Source organism: Nocardioides acrostichi (assembly GCF_015319165.1).
In the GTDB taxonomy this organism is placed as follows: Bacteria; Actinomycetota; Actinomycetes; order Propionibacteriales; family Nocardioidaceae; genus Nocardioides; species Nocardioides acrostichi.
The window spans coordinates 59,245-83,449 of sequence record NZ_JADIVZ010000016.1; the positions used below are offsets into that span (position 1 = coordinate 59,245).

The following is a 24,205-nucleotide window of genomic DNA, read 5'->3' on the forward strand; positions in this document are numbered from 1 at the left end:
CTCGAGGGGTCAGGTTCTGACCATCCGCAGGTGCCGGCCCTCGGGCTCGTCGAACCCGGCGCCGTCGAAGGAGAACCCCGCCCGCTCGTAGAACCGGACGGCGCGTACGTTGCCCGCGAGCACCCAGAGGTAGGCCGGCCGGTCGCCCAGAACCTGGCCGAGCAGGCGTCGTCCGAGACCGGTGGAGTAGTGCGAGGCCCGCACGTACAGCGCCTTGAGCTCCAGCTGCGCCGGCGGGTCGTCGTCGCGTGCGGGGCCGGCGTTGGCGAACCCGACCAGCCGGCCGTCGTCGACGGCCAGCCAGACGTCGGGGTCGGCCGTGAGCCAGGCCCGACGCCGCTCGACCGCCGCGGCCCGGTCGGCGCGCCGCTGATCGAGCACCGACTGGGGCATCAACCCGCTGTAGGCGTCGTCCCACACGTCGAGATGCAGATCGGTGAGTGCCTCGGCGTCCTTCGCGGTAGCCGTGCGCAGGTCGATCATGGCGCCACCGTAGCCGCGTAGGTTGGACGGCATGCGGATCACCAAGTTCGGCCACGCCTGCGTGCGCATCGAGCACGACGGCTCCACGATCGTGATCGACCCCGGCGTGTTCACCGACCTCGAGGCCGTCGATGGCGCCGATGCGGTACTGCTCACCCACGAGCACCCCGACCACTGGACCGCCGATCACCTGCGGCGCGCCGACGCACCCGTGTTCACCATCGCCGACGTCGCCACCCAGATCGCCGACGCCGCCCCCGACCTGCTCGAGCGGACGACGACCGTGGCGCCCGGCGAGTCCCTCACCGTCGCGGGGGTGCCCGTGGAGGTGGTCAACGAGAGGCACGCGGTGATCCACCCGGACTACCCGCGCTTCCACAACTCCGGCTACCTGCTCGACCTCGGTGGCACCAGTGTCTTCCATCCCGGCGATGCGCTGGACGGGCCTGGGCGTCCAGTCGACGTACTGCTGCTGCCCGTCTCGGCGCCATGGCTGAAGGCGAGCGAGTGCATCGACTTCGCCGTCGGCGTGGGGGCCAAGCGCAACCTCGGCATCCACGACGCGATCTACTCCGAGGCCGGTCTCGGCTTCATCGAGACCCACCTGGCGAACTTCCTCGGTCCCCGCGAGCAGGAGTACAGCTACCTCGTCCCCGGCGCCGACCTCTGACTTCGCTCGGCTATCGACCCCTCGAGCAGCAGAAATCGACCCCTCGTGGGACGATTCGCGACCCCTCGTGGTCAGGTGAGGGCGTCGCGCACCGGGACGAACTTGGCCTGGGCCTCGGCCAGCTCGGAGGCGGGGTCGGAGTCGGCGACGATGCCGCACCCGGCGAACAGTCGCACGGTGCTGCCGTCGACGGCGGCCGAGCGCAGGGCGATGCCCCACTCGCCGTCGCCGGTTGCGTCCATCCACCCGACCGGGCCGGCGTAGCGGCCGCGGTCCATCGACTCGATCTCGGCGATGAGGGCCACGGCGGCGGAGGTGGGGGTACCCCCCACGGCGGCGGAGGGGTGCAGGGCAGCGGCGAGCTCGAGCGAGGTGACCGCGGCGCCGTCGGACTCGTGTGCCACCCCGGCGACGTCGGTGGCCAGGTGCATCACGTTGGGCAGGTGCAGCACGAAGGGAGCCTCGGGCACGTTCATCGACGAGCAGTGCGGCTCCAGCGCATCGGCGACCGAGCGGACGGCGTACTCGTGCTCCTCGAGATCCTTCGACGAGCGGGCCAGGACGCCGGCCAGCTCGGCGTCACGGGTGTCGTCACCGGTACGGCGGATCGTGCCGGCCAGCACGCGCGAAGTCACGAGGCCGCGCTCGCGGCGGACCAACATCTCGGGAGTGGCGCCGACCATGCCGTCGACATGGAAGGTCCAGCACATGGGGTAGCCGGCCGCCAGCCGGCGCAGCGGCCACCGCACGTCGACATCGGTGGCGGCGGTCGCCAGCAGGTCGCGGGCGAGCACCACCTTCTCGAGGTCGCCGGCGCTGATGCGCCTGACGGCCTCGGCGACCGCCGCCATCCACTGCTCGCCGTCGAGGGCACCGTCGGAGAAGGTCACCGAGCGCGGGGCCTCGGGCGGGTCGGCCGCGACGAGTCGCTGCTCGCCGTGCTCGAGCCCGCGGCCGATGGTGGTGACCCAGGCGCGGTCGCCGCGGCGACCGACGACGACGGCAGGCACCACGAGCACGGAGTCGCCAGGGTCGTCGCCGAACGCGAACGAGCCGAAGCACACCAGCCCGCTGCCCGGCTCACGCACCTCGTCGCGCACGACCGACCTGGCGCGCGCGGCCTGCCACCAGTGGGCGGCGGCCGCGAACCGCTCAGGGCCTTGGGTGCGCAGCACCGCGGCCGTGCCCCAACCGACCAGCCCCTCGCCGCGGCGCACCCAGCTGACGGGGTCGTCGGCGGGGAGCAGGTCGAGCAGTGCGGCCCCGGCGTCGACGTCGACCTCCGTGGTGCGGACGACGAGTGCGGGCACCGACCGCTCGCCGTCCAACTGCGCGGGCGAGCGCGGGGACGACCGGGGGTGGGGCACGGATCGAGAATACTGCCGACCCGTGCCCCACCACTCAGCGGTCAACTCCAGTACACGACGACCTTGTCGCCGACATGCACCTGGCCGAAGACCTGCTTGATGCCGTCGAGGTCGCGGATGTTGACACAGCCGTGGGAGGCCCCGGCGTAGCCGCGGGCAGCGAAGTCGCTGGAGAAGTGCACGGCCTGGCCGCCGGAGAAGAACATCGAGTAGGGCATCGCGGAGCCGTAGAGGTTCGAGACGTGGTCGGCGTCCATGCGCTGCACCTGGAAGAGGCCCTCGCGGGTGGGTGAGTACGACGCACCGAAGCGGGCGTCGAGGGTGATCCGCGTCGAGCCGTCGACCACCCACCGCACCGTGCGCGAGGTCTTGTCGATGCAGATGGCTCGGCCCGTGGTGCAGCGGGCGTCCAGAGCGCCGGGGGTGTTGACGGCGCCGCCGGGAGCCGGGTGCAGCTCGGCCTCGGTGGGCTCGTGCGTCATCGCGTGCAGCCGGTCGAGGGTGCGCTGGTCGACCTCGCCGGTCACCGGGATCTCGCGCTTGGCCTGGAAGCCGCGCACGGACTCGGCGGTGATCGGGCCGTAGTAGTCGGTGAGGCCTGCCGAGAACCACCCGATCTGCTTGAGCCGCGCCTGGAGTTCGCGCACGTCGTCACCGCTGCGGCCCTGCTTCATCAGGGCCGGGCCGGGCGTCATCGTGGGGCTGGGCTCGGATGTCGGCGTCTGGGTCGGTGTGGGCTTCGAGGTGGGCTTCGGCGTGGGCTTCGGCGTGGGGCTGACGTCGGGGGTCGGGGTGGATGTCGGGGCCGCGGACGGCGTCTGCGCGGCGTCGGTGACCTCGGTGGCGGGTTCGGCGGCGGCGACGTCTCGGCCCACGTGCTGTACGCCGTATCCGACGCCGAGGGCCAGCGCGACCATCATCAGTCCGATCGGAACGATCAGCAGGCGGCGGGCGGTCATGGGGGCTCACTCCTCGGTGGTGGGGTACACCGGGAAGACGCAGGGTCCGGCCGCGAAGTTGCGGCAGGCCACCTGGAAAGTTGTGGCGGGTCAGGTGAAAACTCGTGGCGGGTCAGCCGCCCATGCCGTGCCAGGACGTCGAGGTGAGGCCGCCGCCGGAGCGCGCGGGTGCGTCGGGGAGCGGGCGTCCGCCGTACTGCACCCCTCCGCCGCGGGCGTCGTAGCGCAGCCAGGTGGTGGCGGCATGCTGGCCGCGGCCGGGTCGGCTCCAGTCGCAGACGCCATCGGCGTACAGATCGTGGAGGGCGGCGAGCTGCTCGGCCGTGAACGGCACGGGCGACCCGGCGACATCGGCGTCGGTGAAGGGCCGCAGTCGGCAGGCCACGATGTCGTTGGCAAGTGGGCCACCCGCCTCCTGGCGCGGCGTCGAGAGCCGGGTCTGGAGCACCTGGAGCTGCTCGGTCGAGCACGCCTGTTCCGCCTCGGCGACCACGCAACGATCGGTGATGTCGGCCGGCTTGTCGGCCACGACCTTCGTGGCCAGGGATGTCGAGGAATGATCGGCCTCGATGGCGCTGAGCCAGGCGTCCATCGAGTCCAGGGCCTCGTTCGCCCAGGCAGGGTCGCCGATGAGCGGAGTGGGCCCGAACCACATGACGCGGTTGTCGGCGTTGCCTTGAGCGGCCTCGATGCGCTCGTCGGTCCAGAAGGCGTGCGCATAGTCGTGCGCGGCGCCCGGGTCGGGGCCGCCGAAGTTGATGATGGGCACCTGGCTGGTGTGGTCGAACTCGTTCACCAGGCCCGTGCGATAGGCGTACCGGATGGAACGGGCGTCGCCGCTGATGCGGTCGGGCGTGGGTCGGAGGTCGACGTCGATGCCGCCGAGCTGGGTGTTGAGGTCGACGAACTGCGCTGGGGTGATGGCACCGGATTCGAGCTCGTGGAGCCCGAACATCACGCCGGTGTTGGCGAAGGGAATGCCACCGAAGCCGTGGCCCGCCGTCTGCTCGGCCGGCGTCCAGGTCGAGCGCGGGCGCCGACCGAGCTGGTTGACCAGCAGGTCGAGCACCGAGCACCGCACGCCGCCTGGATTGGTGTCGGGCTCGTAGCGGGTGCTCGGGTCACCAGCCACGGTCTCCTGCGTGCCCGGGCAGGCGTACTGGGGGTCCAGGGCGTTCTTGAACAGGCCCTCGTCGGCAGTGATCGAGTTGGCGATCGAGAGGTGACCCTCGACCTGGGCCATCTGCGTCGGTGACCACACCACGCCCGGCGCCCACCGGGTCGGATCCTCGAAGTAGAGGCGCATCAGGTGGTAGTCGGCGAACTGCGCGCCAGCGGTGAACACGTCGGGATAGGAGCAGGTGGTGACGAGCCCCTGGTAGATGCCCGGGTAGGCGTTGGCGACGGTGTGCTGCGCGATCGAACCCCCCGAGCAGCCCGTGCCGATCGTGTAGCGCAGGGTGCCGTACTGCTCGACGAGCCGCTCCTTGGCCATCATCACCGACTCGGCGTTCATCGCCACCGAGCAGTTGTGCCCGGTGTTGTCGAGCGCCGTGGAGAGCACGGCGAAGCCCTCGCCGAGCGCGTGCACATAGCTCTGCACGGTGTCGGCGTCGGCCGCGCTGAAGGTGCCGGAGTAGTCGTCGAGCGGCGGGGTGCCCGGTGTGTACGACGCTCCGCAGCCGCCGCCGTGGGTGACCAGCAGCTTGTGGTTCCACTGTGGCTGCGGCGCCCACGCGCGCCAGCGCTTGCCGGGCGTGAACAGGGTGAGGATCGAGTAGCGGTCGCGGTCTTGGAAGCCGTCCTCGCGGCGCACGATGAACGGCACCTCGTCGCCCGACTGGGTCGTCGTGGTGGCCACGTCGGAGGGCGGGTCGTCGGGATCGTAGGGCTGCAACGACAGCTGCGCCGGGTCGGAGGATCTGTAGAGGAACGTGTAGGTGGGCGGCTGGTCGCAGCGAGCGTTCGTCGCGGTGTCCTGGCAGACGTAGTGCCGGGTCTGCGGGCCGGAGAAGACCGGGCCGCCCTGGCGGTGGTTCACCAGGGCCACGTGTGCACGGTGCCCACCCACGCGGGCGCGCAGCACGGTGCGGCCCACGGGCAGACCCTTCACCAGGCCGCTGATCGTGCCGTCGGGTCGCCGCTCGAAGCGGTGCGAGACGTCGCGGTGCCCGGCGCGCACGTGCAGCCGGCGCACGGTGGCGCCGTGGGGCAGGGTGACGCGCACGAGTGCATCGCCCCCGGAGATCAGGTCGGCCCGGTTGGAGAGCACCCGCAGCGTCAGCCGCCGCTGCCCGGTGACATGGGCGGTGACCGCCTCGGACGACCCGGCGGCCGAGGACGCACCGGGCGTGGCGCCGTCCGCGCTCGGGGTGAGGCCCGGTGCCGAGGCCAGCCCCGCGGCGACCAGTGCGGCCAGGAGCGCGACCCCCAGGTGAGACGTGACGTGCTTCACAGCGATCCCCATGGCCGGAACCTACGACAGACAGCCGACATCCGCATCGGGTCAGGTGGAAACTCGTGACGGGTCGGCCACTACGCTCACCCGGTGGCACGAGCAGACCTGGACAAGCAGCCCGGCGACGTGCGTCGCATGTTCGATGCGGTCGCGCGCCGCTACGACGTGACCAACGACGTGCTCTCCTTGGGGCAGGACCGTCGGTGGCGGACGGCGGTGCTCGACGCGGTCGCCCCCGTGGCGGGGGAGCGGGTGCTCGACCTCGCGGCCGGTACCGGCACCTCGAGCGAGCCGTTCCACGATCGGGGCGCGACCGTCGTCCCGTGCGACTTCTCGCTCGGGATGCTGACCGTCGGCAAGCAGGCGCGGCCGCACCTGCCCTTCACCGCGGGCGACGGCACGAGGCTGCCGTTCGCCGACGCCACCTTCGACGCCGTGACGATCTCGTTCGGCCTGCGCAACATCGTCGACCCGCGGGCGGGACTCGCCGAGATGCGCCGGGTGACCAAGCCGGGTGGGCGGTTGGTCGTGTGCGAGTTCAGCCACCCCACGTGGAGGCCGTTTCGCACCGTCTACGTGGAGTACCTGATGCGCGCGCTGCCGCCCGTGGCCCGGGCGGTCTCGAGCAGTCCCGACGCCTACGTCTACCTGGCCGAGTCGATCCGGGCCTGGCCCGACCAGCGGGGGCTCGCGGACGTGATGGTCGAGGCCGGTTGGGAGTCGGTTGAGTGGTGCAACCTCTCCGGCGGGATCGTCGCGCTGCACCGCGCCCGCGCCTGAGCGGCCCTGGCGCGGCTCTGCTCCGCCCCGACGGACATGTTTTAGGACACATGTTCATGGCCTAAATGGCCAGATGGGAGGCGCTGTCGGCGCCGCCTGCGCGTCGAGGCCCCCCAAGGTGCGATGCGTCACGGCCAGTGGCAGACTGAGGGACGCGCCACACTTCGTGATTCGGTTCACAAGGGCACGGAACCGCGGGTGCGACGCTCGGAGAGGAGACATCGCTCGTCATGGAGCTCTACATCCCGGTGTTGGTACTCGGGGCCCTCGGCTTCGGGTTCGCCGCCTTCTCCGTCGTGATGAGCACGGCGACCGGGCCCAAGCGCTACAACCGCGCCAAGCTCGACTCCTACGAGTGCGGCATCGAGCCCACCCCGCAGCCGATGGGCGGCGGCCGCTTCCCGGTGAAGTACTACATCACCGCGATGCTGTTCATCGTCTTCGACATCGAGATCATCTTCCTCTACCCCTGGGCCGTGCACTTCGACGCGATGGCCCTCTTCGGTCTGATCGAGATGGTCCTCTTCATCGCCACCGTCTTCGTCGCCTACGCCTACGTATGGCGCCGCGGCGGCCTGGACTGGGACTGAGCGCCGCCATGCGCACGTCCTGCCTTCGTCGTCGCCAGTCGACGGCCAATCCCGAGCCGCCTCCTTCCTCCGCCTTGGCAGGACGCACGCCTGACGACGCTCAACACGACCAAGAGGTGAATGCCTGATGGGTATCGAGGAGAAGCTTCCGAGTGGAGTGCTGCTCACCACCGTCGAGGGCGTGGCCGGCTACTTCCGCAAGGCCTCGTTCTGGCCGGCCACCTTCGGGCTGGCCTGCTGCGCCATCGAGATGATGACCAGCGGCGGGCCCAAGTACGACCTCGCCCGCTTCGGCATGGAGGTCTTCCGGGCCAGCCCCCGGCAGGCCGACCTGATGATCGTGGCGGGCCGGGTGAGCCAGAAGATGGCGCCGGTGCTGCGGCAGATCTACGACCAGATGGCCGAGCCCAAGTGGGTGCTCGCCATGGGCGTGTGCGCGAGCTCGGGCGGCATGTTCAACAACTACGCCGTCGTGCAGGGCGTCGACCACGTCGTCCCGGTCGACATGTACCTCCCCGGCTGCCCGCCGCGCCCGGAGATGCTCATCGACGCGATCCTCAAGCTGCACGACCAGGTGCAGCACACCAAGCTCGGCGCCAACCGCGCCGCCCAGATCAAGGAGCTCGAGGACGCCGGCCTGGTCTCGCTGCCGACCTCGGAGATGAAGGGTCTGCTGCGGTGACCGACGAGAAGTCCACCCAGGGGCAGGAGAGCGGCCTGCCCGCCACCACCGGCGAGCAGTCCAGCGTCGGCGTGCGCCACGGGATGTTCGGCGTCAAGGGCAGCGGTGACACCTCCGGCTACGGCGGCATGGTCACCCCGACCGTCTACCCCGCGGCCACCGAGCGACCCTACGGCGGCTGGTTCGACGAGGTCGCCGACTCCCTCGAGCGCGCCACCGGCGGCGCCGGGGTGTCCCAGGCGATCGGCAGCGTCGTCGTGCACCGCGGCGAGATCACCTTCCACGTGGCCCGCGAGCACCTGCTCACCGTGGCCCGCGTGCTGCGCGACGACCCCGCGCTGCGCTTCGAGTTCTGCTCGGGCGTCAGCGGCGTGCACTACCCCGACGACCTCGGCCGCGAGCTGCACGTCGTCCTGCACCTGACGTCGATGACCTGGAACCGTCGCGTCCGCGTCGAGACCAGCTGCCCGGACTCCGACCCGCACGTGCCCTCCACGGTGTCGGTCTACCCGGCCAACGACTGGCACGAGCGCGAGACCTGGGACATGTTCGGCATCCAGTTCGACGGGCACCCCTCGCTCACGCGCATCCTCATGCCGGACGACTGGCCCGGCCACCCCCAGCGCAAGGACTACCCGCTGGGCGGCATCCCTGTGGAGTACAAGGGCGGCACCGTGCCGCCGCCGGACCAGCGGAGGTCCTACAACTGATGACCACCACCGATCAGACCCAGACCAACGAGGATCTCTACGCCGGCACGTCGGAGACCTCCGAGGGCCGCGTCTTCACCGTCACCGGGCAGGACTGGGACGAGATCAGCTCGAGCCTGGCCGACGGCCAGGAGGAGCGGGTCGTCGTCAACATGGGCCCGCAGCACCCGTCGACGCACGGCGTGCTCCGGCTCATCCTCGAGCTCGAGGGCGAGACGGTCACCGAGGCCCGCTGCGGCATCGGCTACCTGCACACGGGCATCGAGAAGAACATGGAGTTCCGCACCTGGACGCAGGGCGTCACGTTCTGCACCCGGATGGACTACCTCAGCCCGTTCTACAACGAGATGACCTACGTGCTCGGCACCGAGCGGCTCCTCGACATCGAGGGCGACGTGCCCGAGAAGGCGCAGGTCATGCGGGTGCTCCTCATGGAGCTCAACCGCATCTCCAGCCACCTGGTGGCCATCGCCACCGGGGGCATGGAGATCGGCGCGCTCACGGTCATGACCATCGGCTTCCGCGAGCGCGAGCTCGTGCTCGACCTCTTCGAGCTCATCACCGGCCTGCGCATGAACCACGCGTTCATCCGCCCCGGCGGCGTCGCCCAGGATCTCCCGGTCGGGGCGCTCGACGAGATCCGCGACTTCATCGCCTTGATGAAGAAGCGGCTCCCCGAGTACGCCGCGCTGTGCAACGCCAACCCCATCTTCAAGCGCCGCCTCGAGGGTGTGGGCCACCTCGACCTCGAGGGCTGCCTGGCGCTGGGCCTGACCGGCCCGGTGCTGCGCTCGACCGGCTACCCCTGGGACCTGCGCAAGACCCAGCCCTACTGCGGCTACGAGGACTACGAGTTCGACGTGCAGACCTGGGACACCAGCGACGCCTACGGTCGCTTCCGGGTGCGCCTGGGCGAGATGTGGGAGTCGCTGCGCATCGTCGAGCAGGCCGCCGACCGGCTGGCCGGCCTCGAGGGCGCGCCCGTCATGGTCGCGGACAAGAAGATCGGCTGGCCCAGCCAGCTCTCGATCGGCTCGGACGGCCAGGGCAACAGCCTCGACCACATCAAGCACATCATGGGCGAGTCCATGGAGGCCCTCATCCACCACTTCAAGCTGGTGACCGAGGGGTTCCGGGTGCCGCCCGGCCAGGCGTACGTGCCGATCGAGAGCCCGCGCGGCGAGCTCGGCGCGCATGTCGTCTCCGACGGCGGCACGCGTCCGTTCCGGGCGCACTTCCGCGACCCGTCCTTCTCCAACCTCCAGGCCACGAGCGTGATGAGCGAGGGCGGCATGGTCGCCGACGTCATCGTCGCCATCGCCAGCATCGACCCCGTGATGGGAGGCGTCGACCGGTGACGCTGGACCAGAAGACCCACGACGAGCTCGTCGAGATCGCCGGCCGCTATCCCGAGAAGCGCTCGGGCCTGCTGCCGATGCTGCACCTGGTGCAGTCGGTCGAGGGCCGGGTGACCCCCGAGGGCATCGAGACCTGCGCGGAGATCATCGGCATCAGCCCGGCCGAGGTCAGCGGTGTCGCGACCTTCTACACGATGTACAAGCGTCGTCCGGTCGGCGATCACCTGGTCGGCGTCTGCACCAACACCCTGTGCGCGGTCATGGGCGGCGACGCGATCTTCGAGACGCTCAAGAGCCACCTCGACGTCGGCAACGACGAGACCACCGAGGACGGCACGATCACCCTCGAGCACGTCGAGTGCAACGCCGCCTGCGACTACGCGCCGGTGATGATGGTCAACTGGGAGTTCATGGACAACATGACCCCGGCTTCGGCCGTCCAGCTGGTCGACGACCTGCGGGTCGGCAAGGAGGTCACCTCCACCCGTGGCCCGCGGTTGTGCACCTGGCGCGAGGCCGAGCGTGTGCTCGCCGGCTTCCCCGACGGCCGGGTCGACGAGGGCCCCGCCGCCGGTGCGGCGTCCCTGGTCGGCCTCGAGATCGCCGCCGAGCGCGGTTGGACGGCGCCCGCCACACAGGCGTCCGGCGCCGCCGACGGCGCACCGAAGACCTCCGACGACCCGGTCGCCGAGTCGGCGCGGGTCGAGCAGGAGTCGCCCACCGACACCACGGCTGCGGAGAAGAAGGAGGCGAAGTAATGGTCGACACCCTCACTCCCGTCCTCACCAAGAACTGGGGCCAGGACCGCGCCTGGACCCTGCCGGCCTACGAGGCCCAGGGCGGCTACAAGGCGCTGGAGAAGGCGCTCTCCATGGCGCCCGACGACCTGATCACGGCCGTGAAGGAGTCCGGCCTGCGCGGCCGCGGCGGTGCGGGCTTCCCGACGGGCATGAAGTGGAGCTTCATCCCGCAGGACAACCCGAAGCCGAAGTACCTCGTGGTCAACGCCGACGAGTCCGAGCCGGGCACCTGCAAGGACATCCCGCTCATGATGGCCAGCCCGCACACCCTGGTCGAGGGCGTCATCATCTCCAGCTTCGCGATCCGCGCGAACAAGGCGTTCATCTACATCCGCGGCGAGGTGCTCCACGTGATCCGCCGGGTGCAGGCCGCCGTGGCCGAGGCGTACGCCGCCGGTCACCTGGGCACCGACATCCACGGCTCGGGCTACGACCTCGACATCGTGGTGCACGCCGGCGCCGGCGCCTACATCTGCGGTGAGGAGACGGCCCTGCTCGAGGGCCTCGAAGGACGCCGCGGCCAGCCGCGCCTGCGCCCGCCCTTCCCCGCCGTGGCCGGTCTGTACGCCAGCCCGACGGTCATCAACAACGTCGAGTCGATCGCCTCGGTGCCGAGCATCGTCGCGAACGGCCCCGAGTGGTTCTCCTCGATGGGCACCGAGAAGTCCAAGGGCTTCGGCATCTTCTCCCTCTCCGGGCACGTCAACCGGCCGGGTCAGTACGAGGCGCCGCTGGGCATCACGCTGCGCGAGCTCATCGACCTCGCCGGCGGCATCCGGGAGGGTCACCAGCTGAAGTTCTGGACCCCCGGTGGCTCCTCCACCCCGCTGCTCACCGACGAGCACCTCGACCTGCCCTTGGACTTCGAGTCCATGGGCGCGGCCGGCACGATGCTCGGCACCCGTGCTCTCCAGCTCTTCGACGAGACCACCTGCGTGGTGCGGGCGGTGCTGCGCTGGACCGAGTTCTACAAGCACGAGTCCTGCGGCAAGTGCACCCCGTGCCGCGAGGGCACCTGGTGGCTGGTGCAGACCCTGGCGGCGCTCGAGCAGGGCAAGGGTCGAGAGAGCGACCTCGACCTGCTGCTCGACCAGTGCGAGAACATCCTGGGTCGCTCGTTCTGCGCCCTCGGTGACGGCGCCACCAGCCCAATCTCGAGCTCGGTGAAGTTCTTCCGCGACGAGTACCTCGCGCACCTCACGCACGGCGGCTGCCCGTTCGACGCGGCTGCCTCCACCGCCTTCTCACCCGCTGGAGCCTCGGTATGACACAGACTCCCGAGAAGACCGACCTGGTCTCGCTCACCATCGACGGCGTCCAGGTGAGCGTGCCGGCCGGCACGCTCGTCATCCGCGCCGCCGAGCAGGTGGGCGTGGCGGTGCCGCGCTTCTGCGACCACCCGCTGCTTGACCCCGTCGGCGCCTGCCGGCAGTGCCTGGTCGACGTCCCGGACGCCGGCAACGGCCGCGGCTTCCCCAAGCCGCAGGCCTCGTGCACCCTGCCGGTCGCCGAGGGCATGGTCGTCAACACCCAGGCGACCTCCGAAGTGGCCGACAAGGCGCAGCAGGGCGTCATGGAGTTCCTGCTCATCAACCACCCGCTCGACTGCCCCGTCTGCGACAAGGGTGGTGAGTGCCCGCTGCAGAACCAGGCGATGAGCAACGGCCAGGGCGAGTCCCGGTTCGTCTCCTCGGGCACCGGCGGCGTCAAGCGCACCTTCCCGAAGCCGATCAACCTCAGCCCCCAGGTGCTGCTCGACCGTGAGCGCTGCATCGTGTGCCAGCGATGCACCCGCTTCGCCGCCGAGATCGCCGGCGATCCGTTCATCGCGCTGGTCGAGCGCGGCGCGCAGCAGCAGATCGGCATCGCACCCGACGCGCCGTTCCTCTCCTACTTCTCCGGCAACACCATCCAGATCTGCCCGGTCGGCGCCCTGACCTCGGAGTCCTACCGGTTCCGCAGCCGTCCGTTCGACCTCGTGTCGACCCCGAGCGTGGCCGAGCACGACGCCTGCGGCGCCGCGATCCGCATCGACCACCGGCGCGGCAGGGTCATGCGCCGCCTCTCCGGTGACGACCCGGAGGTGAACGAGGAGTGGATCACCGACAAGGACCGCTTCGGCTTCACCTACGCCGCTCAGGACGACCGGCTCACCTACCCGATGATCCGCGAGACTCTGCCCGATGGTGAACGGGGTGAGCTGCGCCCGGCCTCGTGGCCCGAGGCGTTCGCCGTCGCCGCGGCCGGCCTGAAGAACGCCGGCTCGGCGGCCGTGCTCGCCGGTGGCCGGCTCACCGCCGAGGACGCCTACGCCTACGCCAAGTTCGCGCGCGTCGCGCTCGGCACCAACGACGTCGACTTCCGCTCCCGCCCGCTCTCGGTCGAGGAGGGCGACTTCCTCGCTTCCCACGTGGCGCTGAGTGGCCCGTGGGCCGGAGGCGTCAGCTACCTCGACCTCGAGACCGCGACCACCGTGGTGCTGGCGGGCCTGGAGCCCGAGGACGAAGCGGGCACGATCTTCCTGCGGCTGCGCAAGGCCTCCCGCCAGGGGCCGAAGCGGATCCTCGCGATCGCGCCCTTCACCACGCGCGGCCTCACCAAGATGAACGGCACCCTGGTGCCGACCGCCCCGGGTGAGGAGCCCGCGGCGCTCGCCGCGATGGTCGAGCAAGGCGAGCACGGCATCGACAAGTCCGCGGTCATCCTGCTCGGCGAGCGCCTGGCCGGCGTGCCGGGGGCGCTGTCGGCCGCCGTCGACCTCGCCGCGAAGACCGGCGCCCGGCTGGCCTGGGTGCCGCGTCGCGCCGGCGACCGTGGTGCGGTCGAGGCCGGTTGCCTGCCGAACCTGCTGCCCGGTGGCCGCCCGGTCGCCGACCCCGCGGCGCGCGTCGACGTCGCCACGTCGTGGGGCGTCGGCTCGCTGCCCGAGACGCCCGGTCGCGACGCCGACGCCATCGCCACCGCCGTGGCGGCCGGCGAGGTCGCGGCCCTGGTCGTCGGCGGGGTCGACCCGGCCGACACCAGCGACCCGGCCCTGACCCGCGCGGCACTCGAGGCGGCGTCCTTCGTCGTGGCGCTCGACCTGCGCGCCACCGACGTCACCCGCGCCGCCGACGTCGTCTTCCCGGTGGCCGCGGCGGTCGAGAAGGCCGGCACCTATCTCACCTGGGAGGGTCGTCCACGGCCGTTCGAGGCCGTGCTGCCCTCGCCCTCGTCGCTGCCCGACCTGCGCTCGCTGGCCGGCATCGCCGCCGAGCTGGGCGCCCCGCTCGGCTTCAAGACCGTGCACGAGGCACGCGCCGAGATGGCCGACCTCGGCCCGTGGGACGGCGACCGCGCCGCCTTCGCGCCCGTCGCGCCCGCTCCGGCCTCTGCCGAGGGCCTCGTGCTCTCGACCTGGAAGACGATGATCGACCAGGGCACGATGCTCGACGGCGACAAGCACCTCGCCGCCACCGCCCGGCCCGTCGTCGTGCGGGTCGGCCCCGGCACGGCCTCCTCGCTCGGCCTCGAGGGCGGCACCGCCGTCACCGTCGAGGGCGACCGCGGCACGCTGCACGCCCCGCTCGAGGTCGTCGCCGACATGGTCGACGGCGTCTGCTGGGTGCCGGCCAACTCCACCGGGTCCGGCGTGCTCGCCGGCCTCGCCTCACCCGGCACCCGGGTGATCGTGAAGGGAGCGTCCCACTGATGAGTGCGCTGACGGCGGCCGCGATTCCCAGCGCCGACACCACCGGCAGCCTCGCGGCCTTCGGCCACGACGCCTGGTGGATCATCCTCATCAAGACCGTCGGCGTGTTCGGCATCCTCGTGCTGCTCACGCTGTTCAACATCTGGTGGGAGCGACGCGTCGTGGCGCGCATGCAGCACCGCATCGGCCCCAACGTGCACGGCCCCTTCGGCCTGCTGCAGTCGCTGGCCGACGGCGTGAAGCTGGCGCTGAAGGAGGACATCATCCCGACCGCGGCCGACAAGGTCGTGTTCGTCCTCGCACCGGTCATCGCGGCCACCACCGCGTTCATCACCTTCGCGGTGATCCCCTTCGGCCCCGAGGTCTCGATGTTCGGGCAGCGCACGCCGCTGCAGCTGACCGACATGCCGGTCGCGGTGCTCTTCGTGATGGCCATCGCCTCGATCGGCATCTACGGCATCGTGCTCGGCGGCTGGTCCTCGGGCTCCACCTACGCCCTGCTCGGCGGTCTGCGCTCGAGCGCCCAGATGATCTCCTACGAGGTCTCGATGGGCCTGGCCCTGGTCGCGGTGTTCCTCTACGCCGGCTCGATGTCGACCAGCGAGATCGTCGCCGCCCAGGACAACCTCTGGTACGGCCTGATCCTCTTCCCGTCGTTCGTGATCTACCTGATCTCGATGGTCGGCGAGACCAACCGAGCCCCCTTCGACCTCCCCGAGGCCGAGGGCGAGCTCGTCGGCGGCTTCCACACCGAGTACTCCTCGTTGAAGTTCGCGCTGTTCTTCCTCGCCGAGTACATCAACATGGCGACCGTCTCGGCGCTGGCCACCACGCTGTTCCTCGGCGGCTGGCACGCCCCGTTCTGGCTCGACCACGTCTGGGCCGGGGCGAACGAGGGCTACCTGCCGATGGTCTGGTTCTTCGGCAAGGTGCTGTTCTTCATCTTCTGCTTCATCTGGCTGCGCGGCACCCTGCCGCGACTGCGCTACGACCAGTTCATGGCGCTGGGGTGGAAGCTGCTCATTCCGGTCTCGCTGGTCTGGATCGTGCTCGTGGCGACCATGCGCTACCTCTCCACGACGCGCGACTTCGACATGCGCGAGGTGCTGATCTTCGGCGGCGTCGTGTTCGTGGCGCTGCTGCTGCTCGGCTTCGTCGGCTCCGACGACGTCGAGGACGACGAGGCGGTCGACACCGAGCCGCGCGCCGGCGGCTTCCCCGTACCCCCCATGCCGACCGGCGGCGCGGTACGGGGTGCCGCTGCCCCGCTGGTCTTCCGCACCAGCGCCGAACCGGGCACCGCCAGCGCGGCGTCCGCGGGCACGACCACAGGAAGCGAGGTCTGACATGGCCGAGAAGAAGCCGGGCGCGGAGTCCGGCCAGCCGCAGACCCTCAAGGAACAGCTGATCGACCCCATCGCGGGGTTCGGCGTCACCTTCCGCACGATGTTCAAGAAGGTCGTCACCGAGCAGTACCCGTTCCAGAAGGAGCCCACGGCGCCGCGCTTCCACGGGCGGCACCAACTCAACCGCTGGCCCGACGGACTGGAGAAGTGCGTCGGCTGCGAGCTGTGCGCGTGGGCCTGCCCGGCCGACGCCATCTACGTCGAGGGCGCAGCCAACGACGACAGCGCCGACGGTGAGGGCCGGTTCAGCCCGGGCGAGCGCTACGGCCGCGTCTACCAGATCAACTACCTGCGCTGCATCCTCTGCGGGCTGTGCATCGAGGCGTGCCCCACGCGCGCGCTCACGATGACCAACGAGTACGAGCTGGCCGACACCAGCCGAGCCGACCTCATCTACGAGAAGTCCGACCTGCTCGCCCCGATGCTGCCCGGCATGGAGCAGCCGCCGCACCCGATGCGGCTCGGTGACGACGAGGGCGACTACTACCGAGGCGCGTACGCCGCCTCGCCGGCCGAGACGCTCGCCGGCGCGGGCACGGGGGAGGAGCAGGCGTGAGCGTGACCTTCTGGATCCTGGCCATCATCATGGTGCCGGCCGCTCTCGGCGTGCTGCTCGTGCGCAAGGCCGTGCACGCGGCCCTGCTGTTGGCCGTGGTGATGATCAGCCTCGCGATCCTCTACCTGACCCTGGCCGGGCCCTTCCTCTTCGCGGTGCAGATCATCGTCTACACCGGCGCGATCCTCATGCTGTTCCTCTTCGTCCTCATGCTCGTGGGCGTCGACGCGGCCGACTCCGCGGTCGAGACCATCCGTGGGCAGCGGGTGCTGGCGATCCTCGGTGGCCTCGTGCTCGGCGTCTTCCTCGTCGTGGGGCTCTCCCAGATCGCACTGGGCGCCGCCACGGGGCTCGACGACGCCAACGCCGCCGGCAACATCCAGGCGCTGGCCAACATCCTCTTCAGCCGCTACGTGTTCGCCTTCGAGGTCACCAGCGCGCTGCTCATCACCGCCGCCGTGGGCGCCATGGTGCTCGCACACCGCGAGCGGCTGGTGCCCAAGGCGGGGCAGGCCGAGACCGCGGCCCAGCGCGTGCGTGACTTCGCCGAGTCCGGTAAGCACCTCGGTCCGCTGCCCTCACCCGGGGTCTACGCCCGGCACAACGCGGTCGACACCCCGGCCCTGCTGCCCGACGGCACGCCGGAGCCGACGTCGGTCTCGGCGGTGCTGGCCGCACGCGGCACGGTGCGCTCCGCACCGGCACTGGCCGACGACGTCGACGACGTGCGTCGGGCGCTGGCGCAGATCGACGGCCCGGACGGCGGCGCCGCCAGCGGTGTCGACACCTCGTCCGGCACCGGCCACAACACCGAGAACCCGGGCGCCGATGCGAGCGCGACGGACAGCCCGACGGGAGCACCGCGGTGAACGACGTCACTCCCTACATCCTGCTCAGCGCGATCCTGTTCACGATCGGCACGGTCGGGGTGCTGGTGCGCCGCAACGCCATCGTCGTGTTCATGTGCGTCGAGCTCATGCTCAACGCCTCCAACCTGGCCCTGGTCGCCTTCGCCTACCAGCACGGTGACCTCGAGGGTCAGATCGCGGCGTTCTTCGTGATGGTCGTCGCGGCGGCCGAGGTCGTCGTCGGCCTGGCCATCATCATGACCATCTTCCGGACCCGTCGCTCGGCCTCGGTCGACGACGCGAGCCTCCTCAAGTACTAAGGCGGACGATGTTCTTGTTCACTGAAGGCGGCCACTCCATCCCGGTCGTCGATCCGTTGGGCACCGCGGGTGTCTTCTCGCTGATGTGGCTGGTGATCGCGCTGCCGCTGGCCGGCGCCGCGGTGCTGCTGCTCGGCGGGAGGCGCACCGACTCCTGGGGTCACTACCTGGGCACGGCCATGCCGATCGGGTCGTTCGCGATCAGCGTCTACATGCTGCTCGACCTGCTGGGGCGCGACGAGACGGAGCGCTCGGTCTCCCAGCACCTCTGGGACTGGGTGAGCGTCGGCGACTTCCGTGTGGGCATGGACCTGCTGGTCGACCCGTTGACCATCCTCTTCCTGCTGCTCATCACCGGCGTCGGGTCGCTCATCCACGTGTACTCGATCGGGTACATGAGCCACGACCCCCGCCGCCGTCGGTTCTTCGGCTACCTCAACCTCTTCGTCGCGGCGATGCTCATGCTGGTCATGAGCGAGAACTACCTCGGCCTGTTCCTGGGCTGGGAGGGCGTGGGCCTGGCCTCCTACCTGCTCATCGGCTTCTGGCAGCACAAGCCCTCGGCGGCGGCCGCGGCCAAGAAGGCCTTCGTCATCAACCGCGTTGGCGACATCGGCATGAGCCTGGCGATCGCCATGTTCTTCGTGACCTTCGGCTCCACCAGCTTCACCGTGATCAGCCAGGGCGCGGGCGAGGCCGGCGACGGCGCGCTCACCGCCATCGGTCTGCTGCTCCTCCTCGGAGCGTGCGGCAAGTCGGCCCAGGTGCCGCTCCAGGCGTGGCTGCTCGACGCCATGGAGGGCCCGACCCCGGTCTCGGCCCTGATCCACGCAGCGACCATGGTCACTGCGGGCGTCTACCTCATCACCCGCTCCAACTTCATCTTCGAGCTCGCCCCGCACGCGCAGACCGCCGTGGTCGTCGTCGGTACCGTCACCCTGCTGTGGGGCGCGGTCATCGGCTGCGCCAAGGACGACATCAAGAAGGCGCTGGCCGGTTCGACCATGAGCCAGATCGGCTACATGGTGCTGGCCGCGGGCCTGGGTGTGTACGGCTACGCGTTCGCGATCTTCCACCTGCTGACCCACGGGTTCTTCAAGGCCAACATGTTCCTCGGCGCCGGGTCGGTCATGCACGGCATGGACGACGATGTCGACATGCGCCACTACGGCGCGCTGCGCAAGGCCATGCCGGTCACCTTCGCCACCTTCGCGATGGGCTACCTGGCGATCATCGGCTTCCCGGGCTTCTCCGGCTTCTGGTCCAAGGACCACATCATCGAGGCCGCGCTCGTCGAGAGCCCCATCGCCGGTGTCTGCGCTCTGCTCGGTGCCGGAGTCACCGGCTTCTACATGACCCGGCTGATGCTCATGACCTTCTTCGGCGAGAAGCGGTGGCTCAAGGACGTCCACCCGCACGAGTCGCCGTCGGTCATGACGGTCCCGCTCATGGTGCTGGCCGCCCTCTCGGTGCTCGGCGGCGTGCTGTTCATCGGGCACTGGATCGTCGACTGGCTCAGCCCGGTCGTCGGCGAGGCGCCCGAGCACGCGCTGCCGATCCCGGCGCTGGCGCTGACGGCCATCACGGTCGTCGTCGTCGCCGCGGGCGTGGCCGTGGCCTGGCTGCTCTTCGGACGCCGCCCGGTGCCCGCCACCATGCCCATCGACGTCTCGCCGGTCATCAAGGCAGCGCGGGCCGACCTCTACGGAGACGCCATCAACGAGGGCCTGGTCGTGCAGCCCGGCCGGGTGCTCACGTCCGGGGTGGTCGGCTTCGACCACAGCGGTGCCGACGGACTCGTGCGTGGCGGTGCCAGCGTGGTCGCCGGCGCCGGCCAGGGGCTGCGCAAGCTCCAGAACGGCTTCGTCCGCTCCTACGCGCTCTCCGTGCTCTCCGGTGTCCTGATCGTGATCGTGACCCTCGCGGTGGTGAACCTCTGATGTCCGACTTCCCCTGGCTCACCGTCATGCTGCTGGTGCCGCTCGCCGGCGCCGCGCTGGTGCCCGTCGTGGGTGCCGCGCTCGCCCGGCAGGTCGGTCTGGTCTTCTCGCTGGTGACCCTCGGCGTGGGTGTCGCGGTCGCGGCGCAATACCACGCGAGCGACGGCATGCAGTTCACCGAGACCTACGACTGGATCAGCGCCTTCGGCGTGCACTACGCGCTCGGGGTCGACGGCCTCGGGCTGCTCATGGTGCTGCTCACCGCGGTGCTCGTGCCGATCGTCATCGCCGCCTCCTGGAAGGACGCCGACGAAGGCGAGGCCGGCTACGGCGCCCTCGACGGCAACGGCCAGGGCGGCTCGGCCGGCTTCATCGCCTGGACCCTCGCTCTCGAGGCGCTGTCGCTCGCCGTGTTCCTGGCCACCGACGTGTTCCTCTTCTACATCGTCTTCGAGGCCACGCTGATCCCGGCGTACTTCCTCATCGGCGGCTTCGGCCGTGCCGGTCGCTCGGCCGCGGCGGTGAAGTTCCTGCTCTTCCAGCTCGCCGGTGGCCTGGTGCTGCTCGGTGGCGTCATCGGCCTCTACGTCGTCAGCGCGCAGCAGGGTGCGCCGTCCTATCTGCTCAGCGACCTGATGAGCCTCGACATCGGCACCACGGCCGGGCGGGTGCTCTTCGTGACGTTCTTCGTGGCGTTCGCGATCAAGGCGCCGCTGTTCCCGGTGCACACGTGGCTGGCCGACACGACCGAGAAGGCCACGCCGGGCACCTCGGTGCTGCTGGTCTGCGTGCTCGACAAGATCGGCACCTTCGGCATGCTCCGGTTCTGTCTCGGCATCTTCCCCGAGGCCTCGCAGTGGGCGACCCCGGTGGTCATCGCGCTCGCGCTCGTCTCGATCGTCTACGGCGCGCTGCTCGCCATCGGTCAGGACGACCTCCTGCGCCTCATCGGGCTGACGTCGCTCTCGCACTTCGGCTTCATCGTGCTGGGCATCTTCGTGTTCTCCAGCCAGGGCGGCACCGGTGCGGTCCTGTACATGGTCAACCACGGTCTCGGCACCGCCGCGCTGTTCCTGCTCGCCGGGTACGCGATCAAGCGTCGCGGCACCGCCTCGATCGCCGCAATGGGTGGGCAGGAGAAGCTGACCCCGGTGCTCGCCGGCCTGATGCTCGTGGCCGGTCTGGCCACGCTCGGTCTGCCGGGACTCTCGACCTTCGTCTCCGAGTTCCTGGTCATCATCTCGGCGTTCCAGTACCACTGGTTCGTGGGTGCGGTCGCGGTCACCGGCATCGTGCTCGCCGCGATCTACGTGCTGTGGATGTACCAGCGCACCATGACCGGCCCGACGCCCGAGGCGCTGGCCGACCCGGCGCTGCCGAGCAGTCGCGACGTGTCGGTGCGCGAGATCGCCGCCGTGGCCCCGCTGGTCGCGGCCCTGGTGTTCCTGGGCTTCTATCCGACGCCCCTGCTCGACGCCGCCAACCCCTACATCGGTGATCTGATGAGCCATGTCGGCGTCACCGACGCCCCGCCCGACGTCACGGCCCCGGCCGCGGGTCACGCCGAGGAGGCCCACTGATGGAGTTCACCAAGCCGGCTCTCGAGTACGCAGAGATCTGGCCGATCATCGTCGTGCTCGCAGTGGGCGCGCTCGGCGTCGTCGTCGAGGCCTTCGCCGTGCGCCGTCTGCGCTTCCCGCTCCAGGTCGCCCTGTCGCTCGTCGGCCTGGTCGCCGCCCTCGTGGGCACCGTCTTCGTGGGCACCAACCTCGACGAGGCCGCCGGAGGCCAGGCACGCGGACTGCTCGGCGCGGCCGGCTCCGTGGTCGTCGACGGCCCCACCGTGTTCCTCTGGGGCGTGGTGCTGGTCTTCGCGATCCTCGGCATCCTGCTCTTCGCCGAGCGCAGGCTCGAGAACGGTGTGAGCGCGTTCGCCGGCCAGGCTGCTGCGCTGCCCGGCACCGACGCGGAGCGCGACGCGCAGAGCCTCGACCACACCGAGGTCTACCCGCTCATGATGTTCGCGGTCTCCGGCATGATGCTGTTCCCGGCGTCCGGCGACCTGCTCACCATGTTCGTCGCCCTCGAGGTGCTCTCGCTGCCCCTCTACCTGCTCTGCGGTCTCGCGCGTCGTCGTCGCCTGCTCAGCCAGGAGGCGGCCATGAAGTACTTCCTGCTCGGCGCGTTCTCCTCCGGCTTCTTCCTCTACGGCGTCGCCCTGGTCTACGGCTTCGCCGGCACCATGGACTTCGCGGGCATCGACCAGGCCGTGCGCAGCGACACCGGCAACACCGCGCTGCTCACCATCGGCATCGGCATGCTCGCCGTCGGCCTGCTGTTCAAGGTCGGCGCCGTGCCGTTCCACGCCTGGACCCCCGACGTCTACCAGGGCGCCCCGACCCCGGTCACCGCGTTCATGTCGGCCGGCACCAAGATCGCCGCGTTCGGAGCGATCCTGCGACTGTTCTACGTGGCGTTCGGCTCCGACCGCTGGAACTGGCAGCCGATGCTCTGGGTCATCGCGATCCTCACCATGCTGCTCGGCGTCGTGCTCGCCGTGGTGCAGAGCGACGTCAAGCGCATGCTCGCCTACTCCTCGGTGGCCCACACCGGCTTCCTGCTCACCGGCGTGCTCGGTGCGCAGTCGGTCGGGGACCTGGCCGCGGGTCAGGTCACCTCGACCCAGGCCGTGCTCTTCTACCTGGTCACCTACTCCTTCGCGACGCTCGGTGCGTTCGCCGTGGTGAGCCTGGTGCGTGATGCCTCCGGCGAGGCCACCGGCATGGTGCGCTGGGCCGGTCTCGGACGCCGCTCGCCGCTCGTCGCGGCCGCGTTCGCGTTCTTCCTGCTCTCCATGGCCGGCATCCCGCTCACGGGTGGCTTCATCGGCAAGTGGGCCGTGTTCACGGTGGCCGTGTCGGCCGGTGCCTGGCCGGTGGTGGCCGTGGCCATCGCGTCGTCGGTGATCGCGGTGTTCTTCTACGTGCGCCAGATCCGGGTCATGTTCTTCAGCGAGCCCGAGGGCCCGGTCGGTGAGGTCGCGACGGTCACCCGCCCGTCCCTGCTCACCAGCGGCACCATCGTGGTCGGGGTGCTCGGCACCCTGGTGCTCGGTGTGGTCCCCGGACCGCTGCTGACGCTGGCCGGGCACGCCGGGCAGTTCATCAGATGAGCACCCCGCTTCCGGCCACCCTGGCCCTGCCGGTCACCGACGCCGCTCTCGCGGCCCGGCTGAGGGAGCGAATGGAGGTCGTCGAGGGCCTGCTCGCCCACGAGGTCAAGGGTCGCACGGCGTACGTCAGTCAGGCGGCCTCGCACCTGCTCGCCGCCGGTGGCAAGAGGTTCCGGCCGTTGCTGGTGCTGCTCGCCGCCGAGGTGGGGGAGCACCCGCACAGTGACGACGTGCTGACGGCCGCGTGCGTCGTCGAGATCACCCACCTCGGGTCGCTCTACCACGACGACGTCATGGACGAGGCCGACCTGCGACGCGGGGCGGAGTCCGCCAACGCGCGCTGGGACAACCTGGTCGCGATCCTCACCGGAGACTTCCTCTTCGCCCGATCCTCCGAGCTCACCTCACGCCTGGGCGCCGAGGCCGTGCGGATCCAGGCCGAGACGTTCGGCCGGCTGGTCGAGGGCCAGATCCTCGAGACGGTCACCCCCGAGCCCGGGGAGGATCCCCTCGCCCACTACCTCGAGGTCGTCGCCGGCAAGACCGGCTCGCTCATCGCCACCTCCGCCCGCTACGGCGCCCGCTTCGGCGGCGCGACCCGTGAGGTCGAGGAGGCCCTGGCCGAGTACGGCGAGATCGTCGGCTCCGCCTTCCAGCTCTCCGACGACATCCTCGATGTCGCCTCGGAGTCCGAGGAGTCCGGCAAGACACCCGGAACCGACCTCCGAGAGGGCGTGCCGACGCTGCCCACGCTCATGGCCCAGGCAGCCGCACGCGGCTCATCCGAGCCCGGTGACCAGCGGCTGCTGGAGCTGCTCGCCGGCCCCATCGCCGACGACGCCGACGTCGACGAGGCGTTGCGCCTGCTCCGGGCGCATCCGGCGATGCACGAGGCCCGCGCCTACGTCGTCGCGCAGGCCGCCGAGGCGAAGGCCCGGCTCTCCGTGCTACCCGACGGGCCGGTGCGCTCGGCCCTGGAGGCCTTCGCCGACCTGGTCGCCACTCGCACCGGCTGACCCCGCCCACCGGTGGTTGAGCCGTGAGGAGCGCCAGCGACGAGCGCGTCGGTCGGTGGTTGAGCCGGGAGGAGCGCTAGCGACGAGCGCGTCGAAACCCGGTGAGACGAGAGGCAGGGCCGCTTGGCACCTCACCGGGTTTCGACACGCCTTCGCCTTCGGCATTCGGCGGCTCAACCACCGGGGTGGCCGGTGGTTGAGCCGTGAGGAGCGCTAGCGACGAGCGCGTTCGTCGGTGGTTGAGCCGTGAGGAGCGCTAGCGACGAGCGTGTCGAAACCCGGTGAGACGAGAGGCAAGGCTGCTTGTCGACGACGCTTGAAAACGAGGCCATAGCGACGGTCGAAAACGAGGCCACCCAGACAGATTGGATGGGTGATCTCTGTGGAGGATTGGGCTCT

At 70.5% G+C, this 24,205-nt stretch carries 21 protein-coding genes; 17 read left to right on the forward strand and 4 right to left on the reverse strand.

The window, feature by feature from the left end:
* Positions 1-9 precede the first annotated feature (9 nt).
* Positions 10-483, reverse strand: coding sequence for a GNAT family N-acetyltransferase (locus ISG29_RS19610; protein ID WP_194505146.1), 474 nt, complete (start codon positions 481-483; stop codon positions 10-12).
* 31 nt (positions 484-514) lie between these two features.
* On the opposite strand from ISG29_RS19610, the gene ISG29_RS19615 reads away from it, so the two are divergent.
* The gene (locus ISG29_RS19615) at positions 515-1,153 is read left to right on the forward strand and encodes an MBL fold metallo-hydrolase (RefSeq protein ID WP_194505147.1); all 639 of its coding nucleotides are present in this window, start codon (positions 515-517) and stop codon (positions 1,151-1,153) included.
* A 71-nt stretch (positions 1,154-1,224) separates the two neighbouring features.
* On the opposite strand, the gene ISG29_RS19620 is transcribed toward ISG29_RS19615, so the two are convergent.
* From ISG29_RS19620 to ISG29_RS19630, 3 genes are all read right to left on the reverse strand, one after another.
* A complete protein-coding gene (locus ISG29_RS19620) occupies positions 1,225-2,520 on the reverse strand; it encodes an isochorismate synthase (protein ID WP_407940248.1) in 1,296 nt (431 codons plus the stop codon).
* A gap of 41 nt (positions 2,521-2,561) precedes the next feature.
* The gene (locus ISG29_RS19625) at positions 2,562-3,479 is read right to left on the reverse strand and encodes a L,D-transpeptidase family protein (protein ID WP_207793377.1); all 918 of its coding nucleotides are present in this window, start codon (positions 3,477-3,479) and stop codon (positions 2,562-2,564) included.
* 112 nt (positions 3,480-3,591) lie between these two features.
* On the reverse strand, positions 3,592-5,946 hold the full coding sequence (locus ISG29_RS19630) for a DUF6351 family protein (RefSeq protein ID WP_194505148.1): 2,355 nt from the start codon (positions 5,944-5,946) through the stop codon (positions 3,592-3,594).
* An 81-nt stretch (positions 5,947-6,027) separates the two neighbouring features.
* On the opposite strand from ISG29_RS19630, the gene ISG29_RS19635 reads away from it, so the two are divergent.
* From ISG29_RS19635 to ISG29_RS19710, 16 genes are all read left to right on the forward strand, one after another.
* Positions 6,028-6,717 (forward strand): demethylmenaquinone methyltransferase, encoded by a 690-nt coding sequence (locus ISG29_RS19635; RefSeq protein ID WP_194505149.1) that lies wholly within the window; start codon positions 6,028-6,030, stop codon positions 6,715-6,717.
* A gap of 230 nt (positions 6,718-6,947) precedes the next feature.
* Positions 6,948-7,307, forward strand: a complete 360-nt coding sequence (locus tag ISG29_RS19640) for an NADH-quinone oxidoreductase subunit A (protein WP_194505150.1) — start codon at positions 6,948-6,950, stop codon at positions 7,305-7,307.
* A gap of 127 nt (positions 7,308-7,434) precedes the next feature.
* Positions 7,435-7,989 carry a NuoB/complex I 20 kDa subunit family protein gene (locus ISG29_RS19645; protein WP_194505151.1) on the forward strand — a complete coding sequence of 185 codons (555 nt, stop codon included), beginning with the start codon at positions 7,435-7,437 and terminating at the stop codon, positions 7,987-7,989.
* On the forward strand, positions 7,986-8,699 hold the full coding sequence (locus tag ISG29_RS19650) for an NADH-quinone oxidoreductase subunit C (protein ID WP_194505152.1): 714 nt from the start codon (positions 7,986-7,988) through the stop codon (positions 8,697-8,699). The genes ISG29_RS19645 and ISG29_RS19650 overlap by 4 nt, the downstream gene beginning before the upstream one ends.
* Positions 8,699-10,057, forward strand: a complete 1,359-nt coding sequence (locus ISG29_RS19655) for an NADH-quinone oxidoreductase subunit D (RefSeq protein WP_194505153.1) — start codon at positions 8,699-8,701, stop codon at positions 10,055-10,057. Before ISG29_RS19650 ends, ISG29_RS19655 begins: the two co-directional genes overlap by 1 nt.
* Positions 10,054-10,815 (forward strand): NADH-quinone oxidoreductase subunit NuoE, encoded by a 762-nt coding sequence (gene nuoE, locus ISG29_RS19660; protein ID WP_194505154.1) that lies wholly within the window; start codon positions 10,054-10,056, stop codon positions 10,813-10,815. The genes ISG29_RS19655 and nuoE overlap by 4 nt, the downstream gene beginning before the upstream one ends.
* Positions 10,815-12,125: an NADH-quinone oxidoreductase subunit NuoF gene (gene nuoF, locus ISG29_RS19665; protein ID WP_194505155.1), complete on the forward strand. Its 1,311-nt coding sequence runs from the start codon at positions 10,815-10,817 to the stop codon at positions 12,123-12,125. The genes nuoE and nuoF overlap by 1 nt, the downstream gene beginning before the upstream one ends.
* Positions 12,122-14,548, forward strand: coding sequence for an NADH-quinone oxidoreductase subunit G (locus ISG29_RS19670; protein ID WP_194505156.1), 2,427 nt, complete (start codon positions 12,122-12,124; stop codon positions 14,546-14,548). The genes nuoF and ISG29_RS19670 overlap by 4 nt, the downstream gene beginning before the upstream one ends.
* Complete coding sequence (gene nuoH, locus ISG29_RS19675) at positions 14,548-15,894, forward strand: NADH-quinone oxidoreductase subunit NuoH (protein ID WP_194505157.1); 1,347 nt, start codon at positions 14,548-14,550, stop codon at positions 15,892-15,894. The genes ISG29_RS19670 and nuoH overlap by 1 nt, the downstream gene beginning before the upstream one ends.
* Before the next feature lies 1 nt (position 15,895).
* Positions 15,896-16,510 (forward strand): NADH-quinone oxidoreductase subunit NuoI, encoded by a 615-nt coding sequence (gene nuoI / locus ISG29_RS19680; RefSeq protein WP_194505158.1) that lies wholly within the window; start codon positions 15,896-15,898, stop codon positions 16,508-16,510.
* Positions 16,507-17,379 (forward strand): NADH-quinone oxidoreductase subunit J, encoded by an 873-nt coding sequence (locus ISG29_RS19685; RefSeq protein WP_194505159.1) that lies wholly within the window; start codon positions 16,507-16,509, stop codon positions 17,377-17,379. The genes nuoI and ISG29_RS19685 overlap by 4 nt, the downstream gene beginning before the upstream one ends.
* The gene (gene nuoK, locus ISG29_RS19690; protein WP_194505160.1) at positions 17,376-17,678 is read left to right on the forward strand and encodes an NADH-quinone oxidoreductase subunit NuoK; all 303 of its coding nucleotides are present in this window, start codon (positions 17,376-17,378) and stop codon (positions 17,676-17,678) included. The genes ISG29_RS19685 and nuoK overlap by 4 nt, the downstream gene beginning before the upstream one ends.
* 8 nt (positions 17,679-17,686) lie before the next feature.
* Positions 17,687-19,618: an NADH-quinone oxidoreductase subunit L gene (gene nuoL, locus ISG29_RS19695; RefSeq protein ID WP_194505161.1), complete on the forward strand. Its 1,932-nt coding sequence runs from the start codon at positions 17,687-17,689 to the stop codon at positions 19,616-19,618.
* Positions 19,618-21,198 carry an NADH-quinone oxidoreductase subunit M gene (locus ISG29_RS19700; protein ID WP_194505162.1) on the forward strand — a complete coding sequence of 527 codons (1,581 nt, stop codon included), beginning with the start codon at positions 19,618-19,620 and terminating at the stop codon, positions 21,196-21,198. The genes nuoL and ISG29_RS19700 overlap by 1 nt, the downstream gene beginning before the upstream one ends.
* Complete coding sequence (gene nuoN, locus ISG29_RS19705) at positions 21,198-22,790, forward strand: NADH-quinone oxidoreductase subunit NuoN (protein WP_194505163.1); 1,593 nt, start codon at positions 21,198-21,200, stop codon at positions 22,788-22,790. Before ISG29_RS19700 ends, nuoN begins: the two co-directional genes overlap by 1 nt.
* On the forward strand, positions 22,787-23,806 hold the full coding sequence (locus ISG29_RS19710; protein ID WP_194505164.1) for a polyprenyl synthetase family protein: 1,020 nt from the start codon (positions 22,787-22,789) through the stop codon (positions 23,804-23,806). Before nuoN ends, ISG29_RS19710 begins: the two co-directional genes overlap by 4 nt.
* Positions 23,807-24,205 lie beyond the last annotated feature (399 nt).